We start from the raw sequence: 19,759 nt of genomic DNA on the forward strand, positions 1-19,759 counted from the left end.
CGGCAGCGAGCAGGGCTCCGGGAGGCCAGGCGAAATCGAAAAGGCACGACGCCACTGGGACGGTCCGTCGAATACCAGGCGGTCTTGCAGGATTTGATTCCCTCGGGCGGGCGACCAGCTTCGACAGCGGCATCTACAAGCGCCGCAGCGATCTGCTTATGGCTCCGACCGTCTTCCGCCGGATGGAACACGGCCGAGCGACTGGACGGCGCGCTTGAGGTGATCGCGCAGCCATTGCGATGCGGGGTCTTCGTCGACCCGCCGGTGCCAGCGGAGTTCCACGTCGGTGGTAGGCAGTGCGAGAGGGACTTCGTGGCGGCGCAGGGGGACGCCTCGTTCGATCAGGTGCGCGGCGGTGAGGTGGGGGATGAGGCAGATGGCGCCGCCTTCGAGGGCCGCGAGGGCTCCGGCGGCGTAGGAGGGGACGACTGCCGCGACGTGGCGCGAGCGGCCGATTTGCTCAAGGACGTCGTCGAGTGGACCTGCGGCGAGGCCGCGTCGTGAGGCAGAGATGTGGGGATGAGCGCACAGGTCGTTGATGGTGAGCTTTGCCGCGCGTCCCAGGTCGGAGTCGGCCGCGACGACGGCCACGAAGCGGGCGGTAAACAGCTTTGCGGTGTGGATGTCCACGGGCGGAGGACCCATCGCACCGACGTCGAGGTCGATGGAACCGTCGCGTAGGAGATCGGGCTCCTTGGAGTTCTGGGCCAGAAAGCGGAGCTGTACTCCGGGCGCGTCCGCGGTGACACGGCGGAGCAGCCGGGGCACAAGGATCGGCACGAGGGCGTCGTTGAGGCGGATGGAAAAGGCGCGCTGCCAGGATCGGGGGTCACGTTCGGCGGTGTCGGCCCGCAGTTCGGCGGCAGCATCGAGCAGGGCTTTGACGCGGGACGCCGAGCGCTGCGCGAACGGCGTGGGGACGAGACCCTGACCGGCCCGGACGAGGATTGGGTCGTTCATCGCGCGTCGCAGTCGGCCGAGTGCCCTGCTGGTTGCCGGCGCGGACAGGTGCAGCCGTACCGCGGCCTCCGCGACGCTGCCGGTGTCCATCAACGCGTCGAAGACGCGCAGGAGGTTGAGATCCAGGTCCTCCGCCACAGGCATCCTCTCCGTGCGTTTGGCGCAATTATTCTCTTACGAGAATGCATTAGGAATTATGCCAAGGGTGACGGAAGCTGGTCCTCGGAGGGGGAAACGTCTCTCCGCAAGCCATCGGTCGCGCCGCCCTCCCTGCGGGTGCGGGCCGGCCTCAATCAGGACCGGAGTTGGAGAACCATGCCCAGGATCGTGCGCCCGACCGCCTACGGCACGCCCGAGGTGCTCGCCGTCTCCAGCGTGGCGGTCCCGCTAGCCGCCGCCGACGGCGTCGTCGTCCGGGTCCGGGCCGCTGGGGTGAACCCCATCGACTGGAAGCTGTACAGCGGCGCGTTCCACGCCGTGGACGACGACCACAAGGACGCCGCCGGAATCGCCGCCTCGATGCCCTCGATCGGTCTGGAGTGCGCCGGCGTCGTTACTGAAGTCGGCGCGGAGGTCGCCGGGGTGGGCATCGGCGACGAGGTCATCGTGTATCCGGTGACGGCCGCCTACGCCGATTATGTGACCGCCCCGGCCACGTCGGTCTTCCGCAAGCCCGCCGGCCTCGGCTGGGCGGAAGCGGGGTCGCTGATGCTGACCGGCACCACTGCGGTTCACGCGCTGGAGGCGGCGGGGGTGGGCACCGGCGACACGGTCCTCGTCCACGGCGGGTCCGGTGGGGTGGGGTTGATGGGGGTGCAACTCGCCGCCGCTCGGGGAGCCACGGTGATCGCCACCGCCGCGGAGCGCAATCATCCGCTGCTGCGCGATCTCGGCGCCACTCCCGTCGTATACGGTGCCGGGCTCGCCGACCGGGTGCGCGCCGCCGCACCGCGGGGCATCAGTGCCGCGGTCGACTTCGCCGGCACCGAAGAGTCACTCGACGTCTCGCTGGAGCTGGTGGCCGACAGGCAGCGGATCGCCTCCATCACCGGTTCCCCGCGACGCGAGGAATCCGGCATCAAGCTGCTCGGCTACGGGCCGGGACAGGACGCCGGCACCGAAGTCCGGGCAGCCGCCCGCCGCGACCTCGTCGAGCGCGCCGGCTCCGGGGAGCTGCGGGTCGTCGTGGCCGCCGTCTACCCGCTCGCCGAGGCCGCACAAGCCCACCGGGCCGGCCTCGCGGGGCACGCACCGGGCAAGCTGGTCCTCACCCCCTGAACATTCGTGGGTCCGCGCGCCGAGCCTCACGATGTGGAGCTTTACCCGGCGGCCGTTGTCCCGCATCTCGATGCTGACTTCAGCGGTCGGGCAAGAACGGCCGTCCTGGGAGCCGGTCCACGGCTACGTCCTGGCCTGTGGCGGTGATCCCGCTGAGTGGCGTGCGCGGTGGCAGCAATTACGGCTGGAATCCGCTGCGGCACCAGACCCGGTGCACGAGGTGATGCGCTACTGGGCTGAAAAGGGAAAGCTCATACCGCCCGCGGGCATCGCCGACTGCGACGCGATGCGCACGCTGGTCCGAGCCCTGCTGGACTTCCAGGGACTGAGCTTGCGAGCGGTAGCCCGTCAGGCACCGGGCTCTCCCACACCAGCTGCACCGCCATGCTGCGGGGTGTTCGACCGCTGACCGCGCAGATGCTCAAGAGTTTCCTGGTGGGCTGCGGAGTGCGCTCGCTGACCTCGCTGGCTGCATGGCTGGAAGAGCTGGGCAACATCGTCCCCGGACAGGGATATACGGGCGCCGAGCTTCTACACGATATGAAGGAAGGAAGCGGTGGCTGGCCGGCGCACCGAGCAGGTCCGCGAGTGCCTGACCCTTGCCAACGCCACCGCCGACCACGATCGCACCGAGGACGAAGACCGGATCGCCCATGCGGCCGCCGACCACCTCGAGGCCCAGGCCAAGGCGGTGGCAAAGAATCTGACTCACCTCCTCACAGAGCTGAGCCGCAGCCGCCGCCCTCTGTCGCCGACCGCACTGCGCCATCGTGTGGAAGCGCTCGTCCAAGCGGCGGCCGAGGCGGGCAACCATGTCAACGCCCGCCAGGCAACGCAGACCAAGCTCTGGTAGGAGCGCGGGGGGCTTCAACAAGCCGGCCACGCCCACCCCAGCGGCACAGCCCCCGACGCCGGCCAACAAGGGCATCGACGACGGGACCGGCACCGGCGAAGTGCGCCCCGTCCCTCACGATGAGCGACTGCTGCCGATCGTGGAAGAACGCAAGATCAAAGCCCGGCAGGCCCCCTGCCCCTGGCGGGTCTACGAGGTCACCTGCCCTGACTGCGGCAAAGCACCCGGCGCGCACTGCGCGTCGCCGAGCGGAGGCGTGCATCGGTCACGCGTCGACCTGGCACGGGAGAATACCCGCAAAGGGCTATGGCGGCCGCCGCCGACGGCAGACGCATCGCTTCAGGCCGATTGCGGTCCGGTGGCAGGCGGGACCTGGTCGGCGGGCTGGTCCAGCTGCTGCTGGCGGCGCCGCTGCTCGCGCCGAGAGCACGGAACGACACCATCCCGGTCGCTGTCTGTGCTTCGACCCTGGCGCAGTACCGGGCGCGGCAGGCGTCCGGCGAGACCACCGGCGTGCCGCATGAGCAGGTGCGTGCCCAGCTCGGGCTGGGGCACGTTTCCTGACCTACGCGATCATCTGGGACGAGGGCGCGGTAAACGCGGCCGCCCGGTTCCTCAAGGACGACCCTGACGGCTTGCGGTAGCTGATGGACGCTGTCGACCTGCTCGCCGACACCCCCCGACCGGCGGGCACCGCGGAGTACGGCTCCCCGGACCTGCGCCGCATGCACGTCGGCCGCTACCGGGTCCTGTACGAGATCACAGAAGCCACCGTCACCGTCGTGGTCATCCACATCGGTCGAACCGGCTTACCGACGCGCCCGGACCGTCTAGTGCTGTGACCGTGATGGTTCACCGTGATCGGAAGGCGGCTCGCGGGACGAGCGCACGCGAACGGCTGGTATTACTGGGGCATGCAGGAAGAGATTGCACGCTCCGCGATTGACACGTTCATCTCCGCGTTCAACGCCTCGGACAACAGCTATGTGACTGCCCTGCTCTCCCAGGCTCTGACCTCAGACGTGGTCTTCTGGGGGCCGTTGGGTCGCAGCGAAGGAATCGCGGCGGTCGAGCGGTTCGTGCTGGACATCCGGCGCCACCCGGCGGGGACCGGCACGATGGTGCGCTGCTCGGCGGTGGACATGCCTGGCGAGTGGGCCCGGTACCAGTGGGTCTTTACCACGCCGGATGGAGGTCCCCGCCTGGCGGGAACGGACGTCGTCCATCTGCGGCGGAGCCTCATCGACCAGGTCATCGTCTTTGCGGGGGAGATCGAACCGTCCGCCTCCTGAGTTTGGTCAGGCTGCGGTGTTGAGGGGCGTCCGCCCCAGCGGACGCCCTTCTCGCTGCGGACGCGGGCGCGTTCCTTGCGTTGGGCGGTGAGTACGTCGGGGTGGCGGGTGTTGGTATTGCGCCGGCGCAGGTCGCGGTGCAGTGCCTGGGTTTGCGCGGGGCCGCTGCGGTGGTGGGAGTTGGCCAGGGTGAACTGCCGCAGCGGGCCGAAGTGGGCCTCGATCGGATTGGCCCAGGAAGCGTAGGTCGGGGTGAAGCACAGCTCGACCTTGTTCTTCTTCGCCCAGCGGCGGATGTCCGCCTTTTCTTCGCGTTCGCCGGGTACGCGCGCATCGCCACCCTGGGTGAGGAGGTCCGCGACACCGCCCGCACCATCCCCCGGGCCATCCCGATCGCACTCGGCATCACTCTGGTCGTCTACGCCGCCGCCGCCGTCGTCGCCGTCGCCGTCGCCGTCCTGACGGTTCTCAGCCCGAAGGGGCCGGCGGATGCCGCCGCGCCGCTGTCGGACACGACCCGGGCGGCGGGAGCCGACTGGCTCGTACCGGTCGTGCGTGTCGGTGCGGCGGTGGCCGCGCTCGGCTCGCTGCTGGCGCATCCTCGGTGTTTCCCGCACCACGCTGGCCATTGCTCGCGACCGGCACCTGCCGCACGCCCTGGCCGCGGTGCACCCGAAGTTCAAGGTGCCGCACCGAGCCGAGCTCGTCGTCGGTGCCGTGGTGGCGGTGGTCGCAGCGACGGCCGATGCGCGCGGGGCGATCGGGTTCTCCTCCTTCGGTGTGCTCGCGTACTACGCCGTCGCCAACGCCTCTGCCTGGATTCTCACCGTGGACGAGGGCCGCCCGGCGCGGGTCATCCCGGCCGTTGGGCTGGCCGGCTGCCTCGCCCTGGCTTTCGCTCTCCCGGCGTCCTCGGTGTTCTGGGGCGCCGCGGTCCTGGCCCTCGGCGCCGCCGCCTACGGGGTCCGGCGTGCAGTGGCCGTATGCACGCTGTGCCCCGGTGGCCGTCAGACGGGCATCCGATCGGCGGGCCGGTCGGCGCGGTGGCATCGGGTCAGCGCCCGGCGGCCGAGGAGCACGGCGCCCAGCCCCAGTGGGATGGCCACGATGGCGCCGACGAGTCCATTGCCGGTGCCGGGACCGCCACTGGAGGTGGCCAGGTGCAACACCGCAAGGGCCATGCCGGCCATGCCCACCGCGCTGGCCGACATCCCGCCGGTGCGCGCGTTGCCGGTGCTGATCCGGCCGCCGGCTCGGGCCAAGGCCAGCCAGCCGATGGCCAGGCCGAGCAGCCCCACCCCGAGGGCCAGGTTGGCCCCGGTCCGTCCGTCGCCGATGATCCCACCCTCGGCGGCCGCCAACAGCGCTGCTGAAGCACTCATGCCGCTCTCCTCCTTCTCCGTCGCTGACTGCGGGGTTCGATGTGCCTTGAGCATGCGAGCCGGACCCCCACCGGTCATCCAGCAGGTGCAGGCACTTTCCGCTGCTGCCGCTGCGGGATGCGGATACCGCGGATGCGGCGGACGGCTCGGTAGTACCGCGCACGCGGTAGCCGACTGCTCGTCCATGAGCTGGACTCGCCCACAACCACATCCGGCTACGGTGGCCCCCATGGGCAAAGGACGGCTTGCTGCCCCGGCCGGGGTCACCGACTGGGCGATCGCGGTGGGCGTGGCGGTGCTGCTGCTGGGTACCGGGCTGTCGGGGACACACCCGTCCGGGGGCCGCGAGCTGCTCGGCTGCGCGCTACTGGCGGGTGGCGGGTTGGCGCTGGCCGCGCACCGCCGGGCGCCGCTCGTGGTCCTGACGATCACCGGGCTGTGTGCGGTGGGCTACCTGGGGGCCGGGTTTGAGGTGCTCTCCGTCGCGTACCTGGTCGCGGTCTACGGCGCGGTACGCGCCGGGCACCGTGCCGTCACGCTGGCTGCCTCTGTGGGCTTGCTGGCCGTGCTCCACCTCACGGCCCTGGTCTTCCATGACGGTCCCGCGCGCGAGGTCGTGGCGCAGGCCCGGAACACCCTTGAGATCGCCTGGCTGATCGCCGCCTTCGCCGCCGGGGAGGCAGTGCGGCAGGCCGAACGGCGGGCGGACGAAGCCGAGCGCACCCGCGAGGAGACCGCCCGGCGCCGGGCGGATGAGGAGCGGCTGCGCATCGCGCGGGAGCTGCACGACTCGCTCACCCATCAGATATCGGTTATCAGGGTGCAGTCCGAGGTCGCGGTCCACGTGGCCCGGCGGCGGGGCGAGCAGGTGCCGGAGGCCCTGCTGGCGATCCAGGAAGCGGGCTGGGAGGCGAGCCGGGAGCTGCGCGCGACCCTTGAGGCGCTGCGTGACGACGACACCACCCCGCCGCACGGACTCGACCACATCCCCAACCTGGTGAAACGGTTCCGAACGACCGGCCTGGAGACGACGCTGACGATCGAGGGAAACCCGCACGCCGTGCCGGCCGCGGTGGGCCGTACCGCTTACCGGATCGTTCAGGAGTCGCTCACCAACGTCACCCGGCACGCCGCCGCAACCACTGCCTCAGTGCTCATCGATTACCGGCCGGACGCCCTCGGTATCCATATCGACGACAACGGAAAGGCCATCTTGCACCCCGCCCCGACGCCCGGCCTCGGACTGCTCGGCATGCGCGAACGCGTTACGGCCTTGGGCGGGCGACTGCGCACCGAGCCGCGCAGCGCAGGTGGCTTCACCGTCCAGGCCGAACTCCCCACGAACGGAGCCTCGTGATCCGGGTCCTGCTGGTCGATGACCAGCCGCTCATCCGCAGCGGTTTCCGCGCGCTACTCGACCTCGAAGACGACATCGAGGTGGTGGCCGAGGCGGCCGATGGCAAAAAGGGCTTGGCGCTCGTCAAGGAGCAGCTGCCCGACGTCGCTCTCATCGACATCCAGATGCCCGTCATGGACGGCATTGAAGCGACCCGGCGCATCGCCGCGGACCCGGCCCTGGCCGGCGTACACGTCGTCATGCTGACCAACTACGGCATGGACGAGTACGTCTTCGACGCGCTGCGCGCCGGCGCCGCTGGTTTCCTCGTCAAGGACATCGTGCCGGAAGACTTCCTGCACGCCGTACGCGTCGCCGCCCGCGGCGACGCCCTGCTCGCGCCCGCGATCACCCGCAAGCTCATCGACCGGTACGTCACCCAGCCGCCCCTCACCCGTACCGGCACCGGGCTGGCGGAGCTGACCGGCCGCGAACGCGAAGCGGTCGCCCTGGTCGCCCAGGGCCTGTCCAACGACGAGATCGCCGACCGCCTGGTCATCAGTCCGTTGACCGCCAAGACCCACATCAACCGGGCCATGGCCAAGCTCCAGGCCCGCGACCGCGCCCAACTCGTGGTCCTCGCCTACGAATCCGGCCTGGTGGCCCCACGCACCTCCTAACCCCCGCGCGCCGTTGACCGGCCAGGGCGCTACGGGGCTTCGTCGCCCAGGACTTCGCGGGCCAGTTCCTTCAGCGGCATGGTGTCCATCACCGCCCGCCCTGCCGAGGTCGAGGACCGCAAGGTCGGGCCACTGGGAGGGCGACCTCGTGATGGGCGCCCGGCCCTCGGCGGTCGCCACGCTCGTCGAGCGCACCAGCCGCTTCACGGCCATCGTTGCGCTGCCCGACGGCATCAAGGCTGAGCGGGTCACTCCGCACCTCACCAGGAGTCTCCTCGGCATCCCGCCCCAGCTCCGGCGGACGCTCACCTGGAACCGGGGCCGGGAGATGGCCGGGCACCAGGCCGTCACCGCCGAAACCGGGATGCCGATCTACCTCTGCAAGCCGCGCGGCCCGTGGCAGCGCGGTACCAACGAGAACACCAACCGACTGCTTCCGCAGTACCTCCCAAGGGCGTGGACCTCCGCACGTTCAGCCAGGCCGACCTGGACGCCATCGCCCACGAACTCAACCATCGTCCGCGTAAGACCCATGGCTATCGCACTCCGGCAGAGGTCTACGCTGGCCTCCTGAACAGCGGTGATGCGCTGACCGCTTGAGCTCGCCATCGTTTGCCGACAGGGTGAGGAGTGGCAGCCGGGACGGTGAAGAGGCGTTGGCCACCGGTACCGGGCCCGGAGGGCGGCTTCCCGAGCGACCACTATCCCGGTCGAGGCCCGCCTTGAGCTCCCCTGGAAGGCCCATGCCGTTGCGCAGGGACTGCGGCCGTGCGGGCATCCGCTGCCCGCACGGCCCACGGTGTGCGCGTCATCCCGGCCCCGAGGCTTGGGCCACCCGGAATCCGTGTCAAATCCTGCTGTGTTGCATGGGTGCCCAGGGCCTGCTTCCGGTACCAGCCCCCATGGCTCGGCTCAACCTTGCTTGAGATCCGCCGTTGCTTGGACGTCGAGGTCGAGAATTGCCCGTCGCATCGCGCGAAGGTCTTGGACCGAAACGTCGAGCCCGATGTGTTGCTCCTCGCTGTCGTCGCTTTTGAAGGGCAGGAGACCTTGGGGAGCGTAGTTGGTGTGGAGCAGATCGACGAAGGCACCGTAGTCGATCACCCAGACGTCAGTCGGTCCGGCTCGGGATACGCGCGGAGAGCACGCGCCTTGTCGGACTGATACCAGGCTCGCGCTGCGTCCTGGACGATCGGAACGGAGATCTTGCGGTCTCGGGCCCGCATTGCGGCTTTCGCTGCGATGTAGATCGCATCGCGAGGAACGCCCTCGGAGGCCCGGACGAGTTCGTCGGAGGCGGGCTCGGACGGGACCCCGGCGCCGGCCTGGCAGGGTCAGGTGCCGGCGCTCAACGCGGGCTGCGCCGGCTCCGGTAGGCCGCGACGCTGGCCCGGTGTGCGCAGGTTCGGGTGCAGTACTGCTTCGAGCCGTTGCGCGAGAGGTCCACGAAAGTGGCCCGGCAGGTCGGCCCGGCACATACGCCGAGACGAGCGGGACCGAGCGTGGCGATCACGGAGGCCAGTGCGCTGAGCGTAGTCGCGGCAAGGTGCGCCGAGCAGCGGTCGGTGTCGGAGGTCACCTCGGTCCACCAGCGGTCGTCCTCGTGGCGCAGTACCGGGGTGGCGCGGCTGCGACGCAGACCGTCGTTGATCAGAGCCGCAGCTTCGACCGCGTCCGCGTTCGCCCGTTCGAGCACCTCACGCACCGTCTCGCGCAATGCGCGGACTTCCGCCAGGTCGGCGCGGGTGAGATGCCGCGGACCGGTCCCTTGGCTCGCGGCCGAACTCGGAGGCTCAGCCGCGGGATGGTCGTCAAGGAAGTCCCGGAGCTGCTCCACGGTCTCGAGCGCGTCCTCTCCCCTGATCGGCCTCAAGGTGTTGGCCAGGTCGACGGCTGTCTGGACCACCAATGGGCTGTAATACGCATCCTGCATTTGACGTGTCTCCTTGCTGCCCCATAATGTTACACCCAAAGGAGCTTTAGCATGTCACAACATACTCGGCAGGGGACGACGCCGCAGACGATCCCGTCTGGAGGGGCCCCGGCACCGGAGCGAACCGACGCCCCGGACGGGCGTCGGCTGGGGCTGACTTTGGGGATGCTGGTGCTGCCGATGTACGTGGCACTGGGAGCGCCGTCGGTGGCCCTGCCGGCCATCGGCCGCGCACTCGCGGTGCCGTTCGGGGCCACCGCATGGATTCTCGCCGCGTGGTCGCTGACCTCCGCGCTCGCGATGCCGGTCGCGGGTCGGCTGCTGGTCCGCTGGAGCCCCTTCCAGGTCCTCGTCGCCGGGGTCATGGCGCTCGCCGCGGGCTCCGTGCTCGCCGGAGCCGGGCCGACACTGTCCGTCGTGATCGTCGGCCGACTGATCGGCGGTGCCGGGGCGGGCGCGACCGTGATCGCCGTCTTTGCCGCGGCCACCGCCCTTCCCGGGCGGCAACGGATCCGCGCCCTGGGAATCATCGCGGCCGCCAGCGCGACGGCGTCGGGGTGCGGAACACTGTTGGGCGGGGCGGTGACCGCATGGCTCGGGTGGCGTGCCGTGCTCGCGATCCCGGCCCTCGCGCTGCCCCTCCTGCTGGCCGCATTGCCGAGTAGGCGCGCGCTGACGCGGAGCGGTAGCGGCGAGCGAAACGGCTCGACCGGGCGACTCGATATCGTCGGCGCGGCCGTGCTGTCTGTATTCGCCGGCTCCTTGATCACGTTGCTTCAGGCACACTCGGTCGGCCTGCCCGCTCCGGTCACGCTCGTCGTGGCTGCCGCCGGGGCGCTCGCCGCCGTGGGACTGTGGTGGCGCATGCGAAGCACGCCCGACGGGTTCGTGCCTCGGCGGGTGATCGCATCCCGCGGCTTCCTGGCGGCCGGGCTCATCGGCGGGACCGTCTTCGCCGGCTACTACGGGGTGCTGTTCCGCGCCCCGTCCCTGATCGAGCAGGCCACGGGCGGTGGCCCCCTGGAAGCCGGCGTGCTCTTGGTCCCGGCCGCCGCCTGCTCGGTGCTGGCCGGGCGGCTGGTCGGTACCTTGACCGACCGGTTCACCGGCTGGCAGGTGTCGGCCGGGCTTGCGGCACTCACCGTCGTCGGCGTGCTCGTGGTCGCGATCTTCACCGGGCCGATCCCGATTGTCGTCGGCACGGCGTTGACCGTGTGCGGGTTCGCCGGCGCCCAAGCCGTACTGGTGAGCCTCGCGCCGGACCTGGTCGCCGCGGACGACCGCGACACCGCACAGGGCCTGCTCAACTTCATGAACGCCCTGGGTGGCGGGATCGGTCCGGCCGCTGTCGCGGGTCTGTCCGGCATCGTGCCGGTGTCGGTGGCCCTCGCCGTGCTCGCGGCACTTCCCCTGGCCGGACTCGTCCTCAGCCTGACCCGGCGCCCCACCGCCGACCGCCGCCCCGAACCCGACGCCACGCGTGGGAACCCGCGATGACGGTCCACCTGCATCTGATCCGATAACGCCGTGACCAGTAAGGAGCCTTGCCATGTCCGCCGAGCCATTCGAGGTCGGCATCACCGAAGCCGAGATCGCGGACCTGCGTGAACGATTGCGACGGACACGGTGGCCCGAGCGCGAGCCGGTGGACGACTGGTCACAGGGTTTGCCGCTGGCGTATGCGCAGGAGCTTTGCCGCAGCTGGGCCGAGGACTACGACTTCGGGTTCGCCGAGCGGCTGAACGTGTTCCCGCAGTACCGCGACACGATCGACGGGCTGGGCATCCACTTCCTGCACGTCCGCTCGCCGGAGCCGGACGCGTTCCCGCTCGTGCTCACGCACGGGTGGCCGGGTTCGGTGCTCGAGTTCCTGGAGGTCCTCGGCCCGCTGACCGACCCGCGCGCGCACGGCGGTGACCCGGCGGACGCGTTCCACGTGGTCGCGCCGTCGTTGCCCGGGTACGGCTGGAGTGACAAGCCGTCGACGACCGGGTGGGGCATCACTCGCACCGCGCGCGCCTGGGACACGTTGATGGTCTCGCTGGGTTACGAACGGTACGGCGCGCAGGGCGGTGACTGGGGTTCGGCGGTGTCCGCGGCGCTGGGCGAGGTGGCGCCCGAGCGGGTCGCCGGCGTGCACCTGAACCTGGGATCCGTGGCGGCGGGCACGTTCGACGACCCGACGCCCGCGGAGCTGGCGAATCTCGAGGCCGAGAAGGAGATGCAGCGCACCGGCCGGGGGTACTCGGCGATCCAGGCGACCCGGCCGCAGACGCTCGGCTACGGCCTCACCGACTCCCCGGCGGGACAGGCCGCTTGGATCGCCGAGAAGTTCTGGGCGTGGACGGACAACGACGGCCATCCCGAGGACGCGTTGCCGCGGCAGACGATCCTCGACGAGATCTCGGTCTATTGGTTCACCGCGTCGGCCACGTCGTCGGCGCGCCTGTACTGGGAGAGCTTCGCCAACTTCCGGGACAAGGTGACCGCGCCATCCGGGCTGTCGGTCTACCCGCGCGACATAACCCGCCCGTCGAGGCGGGAGGCCGAGCTGCGGTTCACCGACCTGCGCTGGTTCGAGGAACTGCCGCATGGTGGCCACTTCGCCGCGCTGGAGCAGCCGGAGTCGCTGGTCAAGCAGGTGCGCGGGTTCTTCCGCCTGTTCCGCTGACTGTCCGTGCCATCCCCTGGGAAGCCCGCCCCCAGGGGATGGTCCTGTCCGTCCCCCCGGGTTACCGGCAAAACGACGGCCGCGCTCGGCGAGCGGACGCCAGCCACGGGTTCAGCCAGATGGGGTAGATCCAACGGCCCGGCACTCACGGCGCTGATGGAGGTCAAAGGACAAGCTGAGAAGCTGTCCTACGTTTTAAAGGTGGAGGCCTGGCGGACATCACCGCCGGTGACGCGATCCAGTTCTCCATCGAGCTTCGGAAGTCGGAGATCGACAACTCGGGTGGCACCCTCTTCTATGCGTGGCTCCGTGAGCTCGGCCATCTGCCGTCCGACGCACCAGCGACCCCGCGTTTCCTGGACCGGGTCACCGGCCAGCTCACCTGCGAGCAACTCGTCGACCGCCACGGCGTGGCCTGCGCACCGATCCGTCGACTCCTGATCGACTACCTGGAAGAACGTCGACCGAAGCTCGACTACAGCACCTTGGACAACCTGGCCCGCGCCCTGACCCGGAACTTCTGGTCGGACCTGGAACGCCACCACCCCGGCATCGACTCCCTCGACCTGCCGCCCGGGGCCGCCAGTGCCTGGAAGGAACGCTTCCGCGCCCGGAACCAGCGGCATGAGCGCCCCCGACGGCACCATCGAGACCGTATCGCCGGGGCCCACCTTCACCCTCAACGATGTCGTCTACACCCGTACCAAGAACCAGACCACCGCCAACGCCCGCGACGCCCGCGGCACCCTGCTCCGCTTCGACCAGGCCGAGCACCGCGCCTTCTGGGCCTGGGCCGCGGCAAAATTCCTCCCCCACACTGGCGCCCGCATCGAGGAGATGCTGGAGACCAGCCACCACGCTCTGATCCAGTACCGGCTCCCGACCACCGGCGAGATCGTCCCCGTTGACCGTTCCTCGGTGGGGTCGGCTGGTGGAGACCGGCGCCCGGTACGAGCCCTACCGGCTCGTCGACGCTGACGGTGCGACCGTGGCGCCGGTCGCGGTGTTCTTCCAGGAGCTGCTCGCAGCCGGGAAGACGGCGGTGACCGTCCGCTCCTACGGCATGGACCTGCTGCGGTGGTGGCGGTTCCTGCACGCGGTCGAAGTGCCTTGGGACCAAGCGACGCGCGTGGACGCTCGGGACTTCAGCTGCTGGATCCAGCTGACGGTCAAGCCACGAGCGACCGCAGCCAGGCGGCGGTCGGTCCGCACAGTCGGCGCCCCGAATCCGGTGACCGGGAAAACGACCCCGGGGCCCGGCTATGCCGCGTCGACCGTCGCCCACAGTGAGACGGTGCTGCGCAGGTTCTAGGACCTGCACCGTGATGCCGATCCGGGCCGGTGCTCAACCCGTTCCCGCTGGACCTGGCTCGTCGTACCGGCCGCGCGCACGGACATCACAACCCGATGGACGCCTGGGCGCCAGAGCGGACGGGCCGCTACCGGCCCACGGTTCCGCGCCGGATTCCCGCTCCACGATCCGCCGCCGCACCGGTACCGGATCCCACGGCGACTGGTTCACGAACTGCCGCAGGTTCTGCTCATTGCCGTCCGGTAGCCGGGCGGCCATGGCCTGGATGGACTTGCGGCGGCCGTCCAGCATCAGTCCCCGCAGATAGCAGTCGCTTAGCAGCCGCTCTTGGCCCGCTGGTCCTTGCGCGGTACCGAGGCGAACACATCCGCCACGAATAACGCCAACGACGCCCGAACACGATTGACTTCATTTGCGTCCATACACCCCGTGTGCCACCGAAGACGGCCGACACACAGACATAACGGAGTCCTACTAGACGGACCCTAGTGCAGTTCGGTTACAGAACGGCCGTTCCCCGCACTACCGATCTGTACAAGGATTCCAGGCATCGACACACTGACCTGGATCAGTCGTCATACTCACCTGGTCCATCGGGAATGTACGGGGGGATTCCATGCGCCGTTCCATCGCGGCTGCCGCCGCGGTCGTCACGCTCACCGCCACCCTTGTGGCATGCGGGGGTTCGGACGGGGGCAGCGACAAGGCCGGGCCCACGGGGCCCACGAAGGGCGCCGGCTCCAGCAGCACCGCCCAGCCGGCCGGCGAGCAGTCGCCCGGCGCCACCACCGGCAGCACGCAGGCGCCGGTCGGCAAGCTCGGGGACACCCTGAAGCTGGTGGGGATGGAAGGCAGCCTGAACGGCACGGGTACGATCGAGGCCGACTTCACGCTGGAGAAGTTCGAGAACCACGCCAAGTCGGCGATCGGCGTACTCGAGCCTGCCGCCGGGAACCGCCTCGTGGCCGCCAAGTTCACCATCGTCGAGACCGGCACCGGCACCTACCAAGACTCCGGATATGCGGAGGCGAACGTCTTCGACGCGAACGGGCAGGGATATCAGGGCAAGCCCGGAACCCCCACCGCCGGCGACTCCCTGGGCCCCAACATGATCATCAAGCCGGGCGAGCGGGTCACCGGCTGGATCGTCTTCGAGGTGCCGAAGGACGCGAAGATCACGTCCGTGACGTACCTGATGGAAAAGGTCGGGCCGGACCCCGAGCGCACGGGCAAGTGGACCCTCGACTAGGCCCGTACTTCGCGGGTCACCGTTTCAGGTGTGTGGCCAGCGGGTTTGCCCGATGTCGGTGTTGAGGAGACCGGGGAGGTGGAGTTGGACGCCGCGTGTGATCTGGACGGTGGGCGGGTCGGTGACGTTGCCGGGCCTCAGGGTGAGTTCGCCGAGGTGGTAGAAGATCATGCGGCCGGTGGGACGGACGCGGCGGTTGTCCGGGTAGAGGCCGGTCATGGTCTGTTCGGGGCCGACGCCGCGGAGACCGCCATGGCCGAGGCCCGGTCCGACACCGAGCGGGAGCGGGCCATATGCGCGCCTACACCAGGGCGCAGGATGAGTTCGATGTCCTTGGGGGATACGCGGCCGAGGCCGGCGCCGCGCAGGTGACCGCCGGCGTCGGACTGCCCGACCGGGCACTGACACAGCGGCTCGGCGAACTGTCCGGCGGGCAGCGCAGACGGGTGGAGTTGGCGCGAATCCTCTTCGTCGAGCAGAACACGCTGCTGCTCGACGAACCAACCATCCACCTCGACGCCGACTCCGTCGCCTGGCTGCGTACCTTCCTTTCGGGCTTCCCCGGGGCCTGCTGATGAGCAGCCATGGCACCGGCCTGATCGCGGCCGTGGCGAACCGGGTCTTCCACGTCGACGCCGAACGGCTCGCGATCGAGGTGTACAACACCGGTTGGCGGCGCTACCAGGCCGACCGCGAGGCCGCCGAGCGCAGGAGGGTCAGGGGGGCGCGCCAACGCCGAACGCAAGGCGGCGGCGCTGCGTGCGCAGGCGGAGAAGATGCGATCACACGTGGCGACCGCGGTGGCCGCGCGGAACATGGTCCGGCGCGCGGACACCATGCTGCGGGGAACCGGAGCCGGCCCGCAGGGCCGAACGCGTGGCCCGGGTGCCTGCCCACCCCGAAGCCCTGCGGTCGCATCCCGCTGGCGGCGGTCGGCCTGGCCAAGTCGTACGGGAGCACGCGGTCTTCGACCGGGGCAGCCGGCTGGTCGTGCTGGGGCTCAACGGTGCGGGCAAGACCACACTGCTGCGCGTCCTGGCAGGCGAGGAACGGCCCGACCGGGGGCGGGCGGTGCCGGGACACGGCCTGCGCCTGGGGTACTTCGCCCAGGAGCACGACGCGCTCGATCCCGCCGCGACGGCGTTCCAGTCGCTGTCGTCCCCGGCCCCGGGGCTGACCAACGGCGAGGTGCGACAGGTGCTCGGCGCGTTCCTGTTCCGGGGCGACGACGCCGACAAGCCCACCGGTGTGCTCTCCGGCGGCGAGAAGACCCGGCTGGCGCTGGCGTGTCTCATCCACTCCGGCGCGAACGTGCTGCTGCTTGACGAACCCACGAACAATCTGGACCCGGTCTCCCGCGACGAGGTCCTGGCCGCCGTGGGCGAGTATCCGGGCGCGGTCATCATGGTCACCCACGACTGCGGCGCGAGGCACTCCGCCCCGACCGGGTCCTCTTGCCGGTGGGCCGCTTCACCCTCACCCGCTCCCGCCGCGCCTGACCCGCCGGCGGGGGCCGGTCCTCCGGCTTGACTTCGAGCGCGCTCCAATTCCTAGTGTCGGAGGCGTTCGTCAGCCCTCGAGGTACCGCCCGGTCCGCCGGGCAGGAGGAGTATCCGCGCATGATCACCCGAACCACGCTCGGCTCGCCCGGTCTCACCGTCAGCGCGATGGGCCTGGGGTGCATGGGGATGAGCGAGAGCTACGGCGCCGCCGACTGGGACGGCGGCCTGGCCACCATCGGCCGGGCCCTGGAGCTGGGCATCACGTTCCTGGACACCGCCGACGCCTACGGCACCGGGCACAACGAGGTGCTGGTGGGCCGAGCCATCCATGGCCGCCGGGACCAGGTGCAGCTGGCCACCAAGTTCGGCATCGACCGCAGCGCCGGCGACCGGGCACGCCGCATCCGCGGTGCCCGGGACTACGTGCTGCGCTCCTGCGACGCCTCTCTGCTGCGGCTGGGCGTCGAGGTGATCGACCTGTACTACGCCCACCGCCCGCCCCAGGACGTGGAGATCGAGGAGACCGTCGGGGCGATGGCCGAGCTGGTCGAGGCGGGCAAGGTCCGCCATCTGGGCCTGTCCGAGGTCGACGGCGAGCTGCTGCGCCGGGCGCATGCGGTGCACCCGATCACCGCGGTGCAGAGCGAGTACTCGCTGTGGACCCGCGACGTCGAGGCGGTCACCCCGGTGATGGCCGAGCTGGGGGTCGGGCTGGTGCCGTACTCGCCGCTGGGGCGGGGGTTCCTGACCGGCACCCTGGACCGCTCCGCGCTGGGCGAGAAGGACTTCCGGCGGACCAACCCCCGCTTCGCCGGCGAGGCGGGCGAGGCCAATGAGAAGATCGCGCAGACCGTGCGCGAGGTGGCCGACCGGCTGGGTGCCACCCCGGCCCAGGTGGCGCTGGCCTGGGTGTACGCCCAGGCCGAGCGGCTCGGGGTGGCGGTGGCGACCATTCCGGGCACCCGCAGCCCGGCCCGGCTGGAGCAGAACGCGGCCGCGCTGGAGCTCACCCTGGACGCCGAGGCGCTGGCCGCGCTGGCCCCGCTGAGCGACCAGGTGATGGGTGAGCGCTACACCCCCGCGCACACCGCTGAGGTCGTTCGGGGTTAGCCGGTGGGCTCGACGCGCACGACGGCAAGCTCGACGACGTCGTTGATGTCGCGCCCACCGGTGACCTCGCCGGTCACGACCAGCCGGGGTCGGGCCGGCGGTGCCCCGTCCTGCTCGACGGCCAGGATCGCGCCCCGGTTGCCGGAGCCCGGGGCGATCTCGCCGTAGGGGACCAGCGCCCGGTACCCGTCCGCGCCTACGGCGAGCACGCCGACGCTCAGCTATGTGTCGTCAACCGATGGCGAGCTCAAGCGGTCAGCGCATCACCGCTGTTCAGGAGGCCAGCGTAGACCTCTGCCGGAGTGCGATAGCCATGGGTCTTATGCGGACGATGGTTGAGTTCGTGGACCACGTGCATCTCCGGCCGGTCGGGAAGCTGGGCGCGCAGCGCCTGGCAGATCTGCTCAGGGCTCCACCGTAGGTCCAGGGGGCGGCGGGCAGCGGCATGGAGGCTCTGGGTGTCGAGTGCCACCAGGCTCGGGTCGGCTAATCGGCCCCTGCGCTCCCTCGTCTGCCAGCGCAGCAGGTCGTGGGGGAGGTAGTCCCACTGGCAGCCCGTGCGGGACTGGTACAGCAAGGCGTTGACGATCTCCCGCATGTCGTAGTTGCCCTCGTGGCCGCTGACCGAGCGGTGCTTCGTCTTCCATGCGGTGATGACGGGCTCGATCAGGCCCCAGCGTTCGTCGGATAAGTCGCCCTTGTAGGACTGACGGTCACTCACGCGGACACTCCAGCACGGCCTGACCCTACGGTCAGCGCGGATGCCACGACCCGATACCTTTCAGCGACGACAGAAGCGGCATCATGTCACATACCGCCCTCTTGGAACTCCTAACGAAATGATCTCTGAGGTGGTTGGATCACTCCGGAACTGGTGTTCTGGGGGTGCGGGGTGGCGCGGCCGAAGCCGTGGGAAGTCGACGACAAGTTGTGGGCGGTGATGACCTGCTGGCGCCGTCTGGCCGAGTGGACTGAGGCCGGGCTATGGCGCCGACTGCACGTGGCGCTCTTGGCCAAGCTCCGCAGCGTGAACGCCCTGGACTTCTCCCGGGCGGCGGTCGACGGCTCGCATATCCGAGCGTTAAAGGGGGCTCCAAGACCGGACGAAGCCCCGTCGACCGGGGCAGGACGGGCACCAAACACCACCTGATCACCGACGCCACCGGAATCCCACTTGCCGTCGCGGCTACGAGCACGACAAGTACCGCCGCCTCGTCTGGGATCTCGGCGTGAAACCGCTGATCGCCCGCCGCAGCACCGAGCACGGCTCCGGTCTGGGTACCCAACGCTGGGTCGTGGAGCGCGCATTCGCCCATCTGCACTGGTTCCACCGCCTTTGGATCCGCCGGGAGATCCGCGATGACATCCACGAACCTCCTCACTCAGGGATGCGGCATCATCTGCTGGCGTCGGCTCAAGAACCATCACCTGTGAGGCCAAGCGACAGCGGCTGTCTACAGCGAGACCTTCCGCTCCTCGGCCTTGAGGCCGCGGAGTGTCCAAAGTCCGTACAGAGCCAACAGCGGTTTGACGACCATCCACTCGCCAGGGCGGTAGTCATCCGCGCGCACCAGCCTCTCTGCAAGATCGGGGCGCTGCCGCCGCAAGTACGCACGGGCCTTGAGCGCATGAGCTGGCTGGGAGGCGATCTTGATGCGATCCACGTCTTCAAGCAGTGGGATTACGTTCGTGATGTTCTCCCACGTCGTCGCGCTTTGGTCTTCGAGGAGCACCGTGCCATCGAACTCGAGCACCGACTTCGCGTAGTCAGCCATCAGCTGGGCCTCCGCAACACCGCCGCCAGCCGCACCGCCGCTGAAGATCACGCAGGTCCCATTCGCACCGTCAGCGGCGATGGAACGGATTCCAGCACGGACTCGCCATCGGTTGATCAAGTTCGCCGTCGCTTGGGGATTCCGGTACCCGCACACCACCACGGCCGTGGAGGCGCCCCCGCTATTCCCCACGAGAGCTCGAGACCAACGCCAGTTCAGCCACTCGCCCCAGGCCAGGGCTGCAACCCCAGCTATCGCCAGTCCCGTCCTTCGCCGCATGCGGCGACTCTAGGACACGGCCGTCCGGGCTGCATGCCCGCTGTCGCCGATGCGGACGCGCGCATCTCGTGCATACCTTCCAGGATCGCGATGACGGCGGCTTCGGTCCGGTCCAGAGCTCGCCGGGATTTCTCGACGTCACCCTGC

Annotated in this window: 20 protein-coding genes and 7 pseudogenes; 17 read left to right on the forward strand and 10 right to left on the reverse strand. The window is 69.9% G+C overall.

The features are described 5' to 3' along the window. Nucleotides 1-156: 156 nt before the first annotated feature. Nucleotides 157-1,104, reverse strand: coding sequence for a LysR family transcriptional regulator (locus ACJX2R_RS49690; RefSeq protein WP_413105552.1), 948 nt, complete (start codon nucleotides 1,102-1,104; stop codon nucleotides 157-159). A 171-nt stretch (nucleotides 1,105-1,275) separates the two neighbouring features. Between ACJX2R_RS49690 and ACJX2R_RS49695 the strand changes: the two genes are divergently transcribed. The 5 genes and pseudogenes from ACJX2R_RS49695 to ACJX2R_RS49715 all read left to right on the forward strand — a co-directional run bounded on the left by ACJX2R_RS49695 (nucleotide 1,276) and on the right by ACJX2R_RS49715 (nucleotide 4,383). After that, entirely contained in the window at nucleotides 1,276-2,238 is a 963-nt protein-coding gene (locus ACJX2R_RS49695) for an NADP-dependent oxidoreductase (RefSeq protein WP_413105553.1), read from the forward strand. Between the two features lie 556 nt (nucleotides 2,239-2,794). Next, nucleotides 2,795-3,091: a hypothetical protein gene (locus tag ACJX2R_RS49700; RefSeq protein ID WP_413105554.1), complete on the forward strand. Its 297-nt coding sequence runs from the start codon at nucleotides 2,795-2,797 to the stop codon at nucleotides 3,089-3,091. A gap of 306 nt (nucleotides 3,092-3,397) precedes the next feature. Next, nucleotides 3,398-3,655: a hypothetical protein gene (locus ACJX2R_RS49705; protein WP_413105555.1), complete on the forward strand. Its 258-nt coding sequence runs from the start codon at nucleotides 3,398-3,400 to the stop codon at nucleotides 3,653-3,655. Further along, a pseudogene (locus ACJX2R_RS49710) lies at nucleotides 3,652-3,933 on the forward strand (type II toxin-antitoxin system RelE family toxin). Before ACJX2R_RS49705 ends, ACJX2R_RS49710 begins: the two are co-directional and overlap by 4 nt. A 72-nt stretch (nucleotides 3,934-4,005) precedes the next feature. After that, nucleotides 4,006-4,383: a nuclear transport factor 2 family protein gene (locus ACJX2R_RS49715; protein ID WP_413105556.1), complete on the forward strand. Its 378-nt coding sequence runs from the start codon at nucleotides 4,006-4,008 to the stop codon at nucleotides 4,381-4,383. Between the two features lie 20 nt (nucleotides 4,384-4,403). Here the strand turns inward: ACJX2R_RS49715 and ACJX2R_RS49720 are convergent. Then, nucleotides 4,404-4,685, reverse strand: a pseudogene (locus ACJX2R_RS49720) (IS630 family transposase); the annotation flags it as partial. Here ACJX2R_RS49720 and ACJX2R_RS49725 point away from each other — a divergent pair. Continuing rightward, a pseudogene (locus ACJX2R_RS49725) lies at nucleotides 4,686-5,361 on the forward strand (APC family permease); the annotation flags it as partial. It lies immediately after the preceding pseudogene. A gap of 29 nt (nucleotides 5,362-5,390) precedes the next feature. Here ACJX2R_RS49725 and ACJX2R_RS49730 read toward each other — a convergent pair. Continuing rightward, entirely contained in the window at nucleotides 5,391-5,765 is a 375-nt protein-coding gene (locus ACJX2R_RS49730) for a DUF6223 family protein (RefSeq protein ID WP_413106157.1), read from the reverse strand. 229 nt (nucleotides 5,766-5,994) lie between these two features. Here ACJX2R_RS49730 and ACJX2R_RS49735 point away from each other — a divergent pair, with 229 nt between their 5' ends. The 3 genes from ACJX2R_RS49735 to ACJX2R_RS49745 all read left to right on the forward strand — a co-directional run bounded on the left by ACJX2R_RS49735 (nucleotide 5,995) and on the right by ACJX2R_RS49745 (nucleotide 8,355). Next, nucleotides 5,995-7,122, forward strand: coding sequence for a sensor histidine kinase (locus ACJX2R_RS49735; RefSeq protein WP_413106158.1), 1,128 nt, complete (start codon nucleotides 5,995-5,997; stop codon nucleotides 7,120-7,122). Further along, nucleotides 7,119-7,781 (forward strand): response regulator, encoded by a 663-nt coding sequence (locus tag ACJX2R_RS49740; RefSeq protein ID WP_413105557.1) that lies wholly within the window; start codon nucleotides 7,119-7,121, stop codon nucleotides 7,779-7,781. The genes ACJX2R_RS49735 and ACJX2R_RS49740 overlap by 4 nt, the downstream gene beginning before the upstream one ends. A gap of 151 nt (nucleotides 7,782-7,932) precedes the next feature. Next, a complete protein-coding gene (locus tag ACJX2R_RS49745) occupies nucleotides 7,933-8,355 on the forward strand; it encodes an IS30 family transposase (RefSeq protein WP_413105558.1) in 423 nt (140 codons plus the stop codon). Between the two features lie 338 nt (nucleotides 8,356-8,693). Here ACJX2R_RS49745 and ACJX2R_RS49750 read toward each other — a convergent pair whose 3' ends face one another. Together ACJX2R_RS49750 and ACJX2R_RS49755 are read right to left on the reverse strand one after the other, a co-directional pair. Then, entirely contained in the window at nucleotides 8,694-8,885 is a 192-nt protein-coding gene (locus tag ACJX2R_RS49750; RefSeq protein ID WP_413105559.1) for a hypothetical protein, read from the reverse strand. 244 nt (nucleotides 8,886-9,129) lie between these two features. Continuing rightward, a complete protein-coding gene (locus ACJX2R_RS49755; RefSeq protein ID WP_413105560.1) occupies nucleotides 9,130-9,714 on the reverse strand; it encodes a CGNR zinc finger domain-containing protein in 585 nt (194 codons plus the stop codon). Between the two features lie 51 nt (nucleotides 9,715-9,765). On the opposite strand from ACJX2R_RS49755, the gene ACJX2R_RS49760 reads away from it, so the two are divergent. Next, nucleotides 9,766-11,211, forward strand: a complete 1,446-nt coding sequence (locus ACJX2R_RS49760) for an MFS transporter (RefSeq protein ID WP_413105561.1) — start codon at nucleotides 9,766-9,768, stop codon at nucleotides 11,209-11,211. Nucleotides 11,212-11,263: 52 nt separating this feature from the next. Continuing rightward, nucleotides 11,264-12,385, forward strand: coding sequence for an epoxide hydrolase family protein (locus tag ACJX2R_RS49765; protein WP_413105562.1), 1,122 nt, complete (start codon nucleotides 11,264-11,266; stop codon nucleotides 12,383-12,385). A 188-nt stretch (nucleotides 12,386-12,573) separates the two neighbouring features. On the opposite strand, the gene ACJX2R_RS49770 is transcribed toward ACJX2R_RS49765, so the two are convergent. Then, nucleotides 12,574-13,011 carry a hypothetical protein gene (locus tag ACJX2R_RS49770; protein ID WP_413105563.1) on the reverse strand — a complete coding sequence of 146 codons (438 nt, stop codon included), beginning with the start codon at nucleotides 13,009-13,011 and terminating at the stop codon, nucleotides 12,574-12,576. Here ACJX2R_RS49770 and ACJX2R_RS49775 point away from each other — a divergent pair. After that, the gene (locus tag ACJX2R_RS49775; RefSeq protein WP_413105564.1) at nucleotides 13,010-13,363 is read left to right on the forward strand and encodes a hypothetical protein; all 354 of its coding nucleotides are present in this window, start codon (nucleotides 13,010-13,012) and stop codon (nucleotides 13,361-13,363) included. The two genes, ACJX2R_RS49770 and ACJX2R_RS49775, sit on opposite strands and share 2 nt — an antisense overlap. Then, entirely contained in the window at nucleotides 13,317-13,697 is a 381-nt protein-coding gene (locus ACJX2R_RS49780; protein ID WP_413105565.1) for a site-specific integrase, read from the forward strand. The genes ACJX2R_RS49775 and ACJX2R_RS49780 overlap by 47 nt, the downstream gene beginning before the upstream one ends. 132 nt (nucleotides 13,698-13,829) lie before the next feature. On the opposite strand, the pseudogene ACJX2R_RS49785 reads toward ACJX2R_RS49780, so the two are convergent. Beyond that, nucleotides 13,830-14,119: pseudogene (locus ACJX2R_RS49785) on the reverse strand (transposase); the annotation flags it as partial. Nucleotides 14,120-14,313: 194 nt separating this feature from the next. Here ACJX2R_RS49785 and ACJX2R_RS49790 point away from each other — a divergent pair. From ACJX2R_RS49790 to ACJX2R_RS49800, 3 genes and pseudogenes are all read left to right on the forward strand, one after another. Further along, entirely contained in the window at nucleotides 14,314-14,946 is a 633-nt protein-coding gene (locus tag ACJX2R_RS49790) for a DUF4352 domain-containing protein (protein ID WP_413105566.1), read from the forward strand. A 102-nt stretch (nucleotides 14,947-15,048) separates the two neighbouring features. After that, a pseudogene (locus ACJX2R_RS49795) lies at nucleotides 15,049-16,445 on the forward strand (ABC-F family ATP-binding cassette domain-containing protein). Nucleotides 16,446-16,565: 120 nt separating this feature from the next. After that, nucleotides 16,566-17,558, forward strand: coding sequence for an aldo/keto reductase (locus tag ACJX2R_RS49800; protein ID WP_413105567.1), 993 nt, complete (start codon nucleotides 16,566-16,568; stop codon nucleotides 17,556-17,558). On the opposite strand, the gene ACJX2R_RS49805 is transcribed toward ACJX2R_RS49800, so the two are convergent. Together ACJX2R_RS49805 and ACJX2R_RS49810 are read right to left on the reverse strand one after the other, a co-directional pair. Further along, the gene (locus ACJX2R_RS49805; RefSeq protein ID WP_413105568.1) at nucleotides 17,555-17,767 is read right to left on the reverse strand and encodes a hypothetical protein; all 213 of its coding nucleotides are present in this window, start codon (nucleotides 17,765-17,767) and stop codon (nucleotides 17,555-17,557) included. The two genes, ACJX2R_RS49800 and ACJX2R_RS49805, sit on opposite strands and share 4 nt — an antisense overlap. A 218-nt stretch (nucleotides 17,768-17,985) precedes the next feature. Next, nucleotides 17,986-18,279: pseudogene (locus ACJX2R_RS49810) on the reverse strand (transposase); the annotation flags it as partial. 219 nt (nucleotides 18,280-18,498) lie between these two features. Between ACJX2R_RS49810 and ACJX2R_RS49815 the strand changes: the two are divergent. Further along, nucleotides 18,499-18,992, forward strand: a pseudogene (locus tag ACJX2R_RS49815) (IS5/IS1182 family transposase); the annotation flags it as partial. A gap of 20 nt (nucleotides 18,993-19,012) precedes the next feature. On the opposite strand, the gene ACJX2R_RS49820 reads toward ACJX2R_RS49815, so the two are convergent. Then, nucleotides 19,013-19,612, reverse strand: coding sequence for a YdcF family protein (locus tag ACJX2R_RS49820; protein ID WP_413105569.1), 600 nt, complete (start codon nucleotides 19,610-19,612; stop codon nucleotides 19,013-19,015). Nucleotides 19,613-19,759: the final 147 nt, after the last annotated feature.

The sequence above is a fragment of the Streptomyces sp. Inha503 genome, from assembly GCF_047215865.1.
Classification (GTDB): domain Bacteria; phylum Actinomycetota; class Actinomycetes; order Streptomycetales; family Streptomycetaceae; genus Streptomyces; species Streptomyces lycopersici.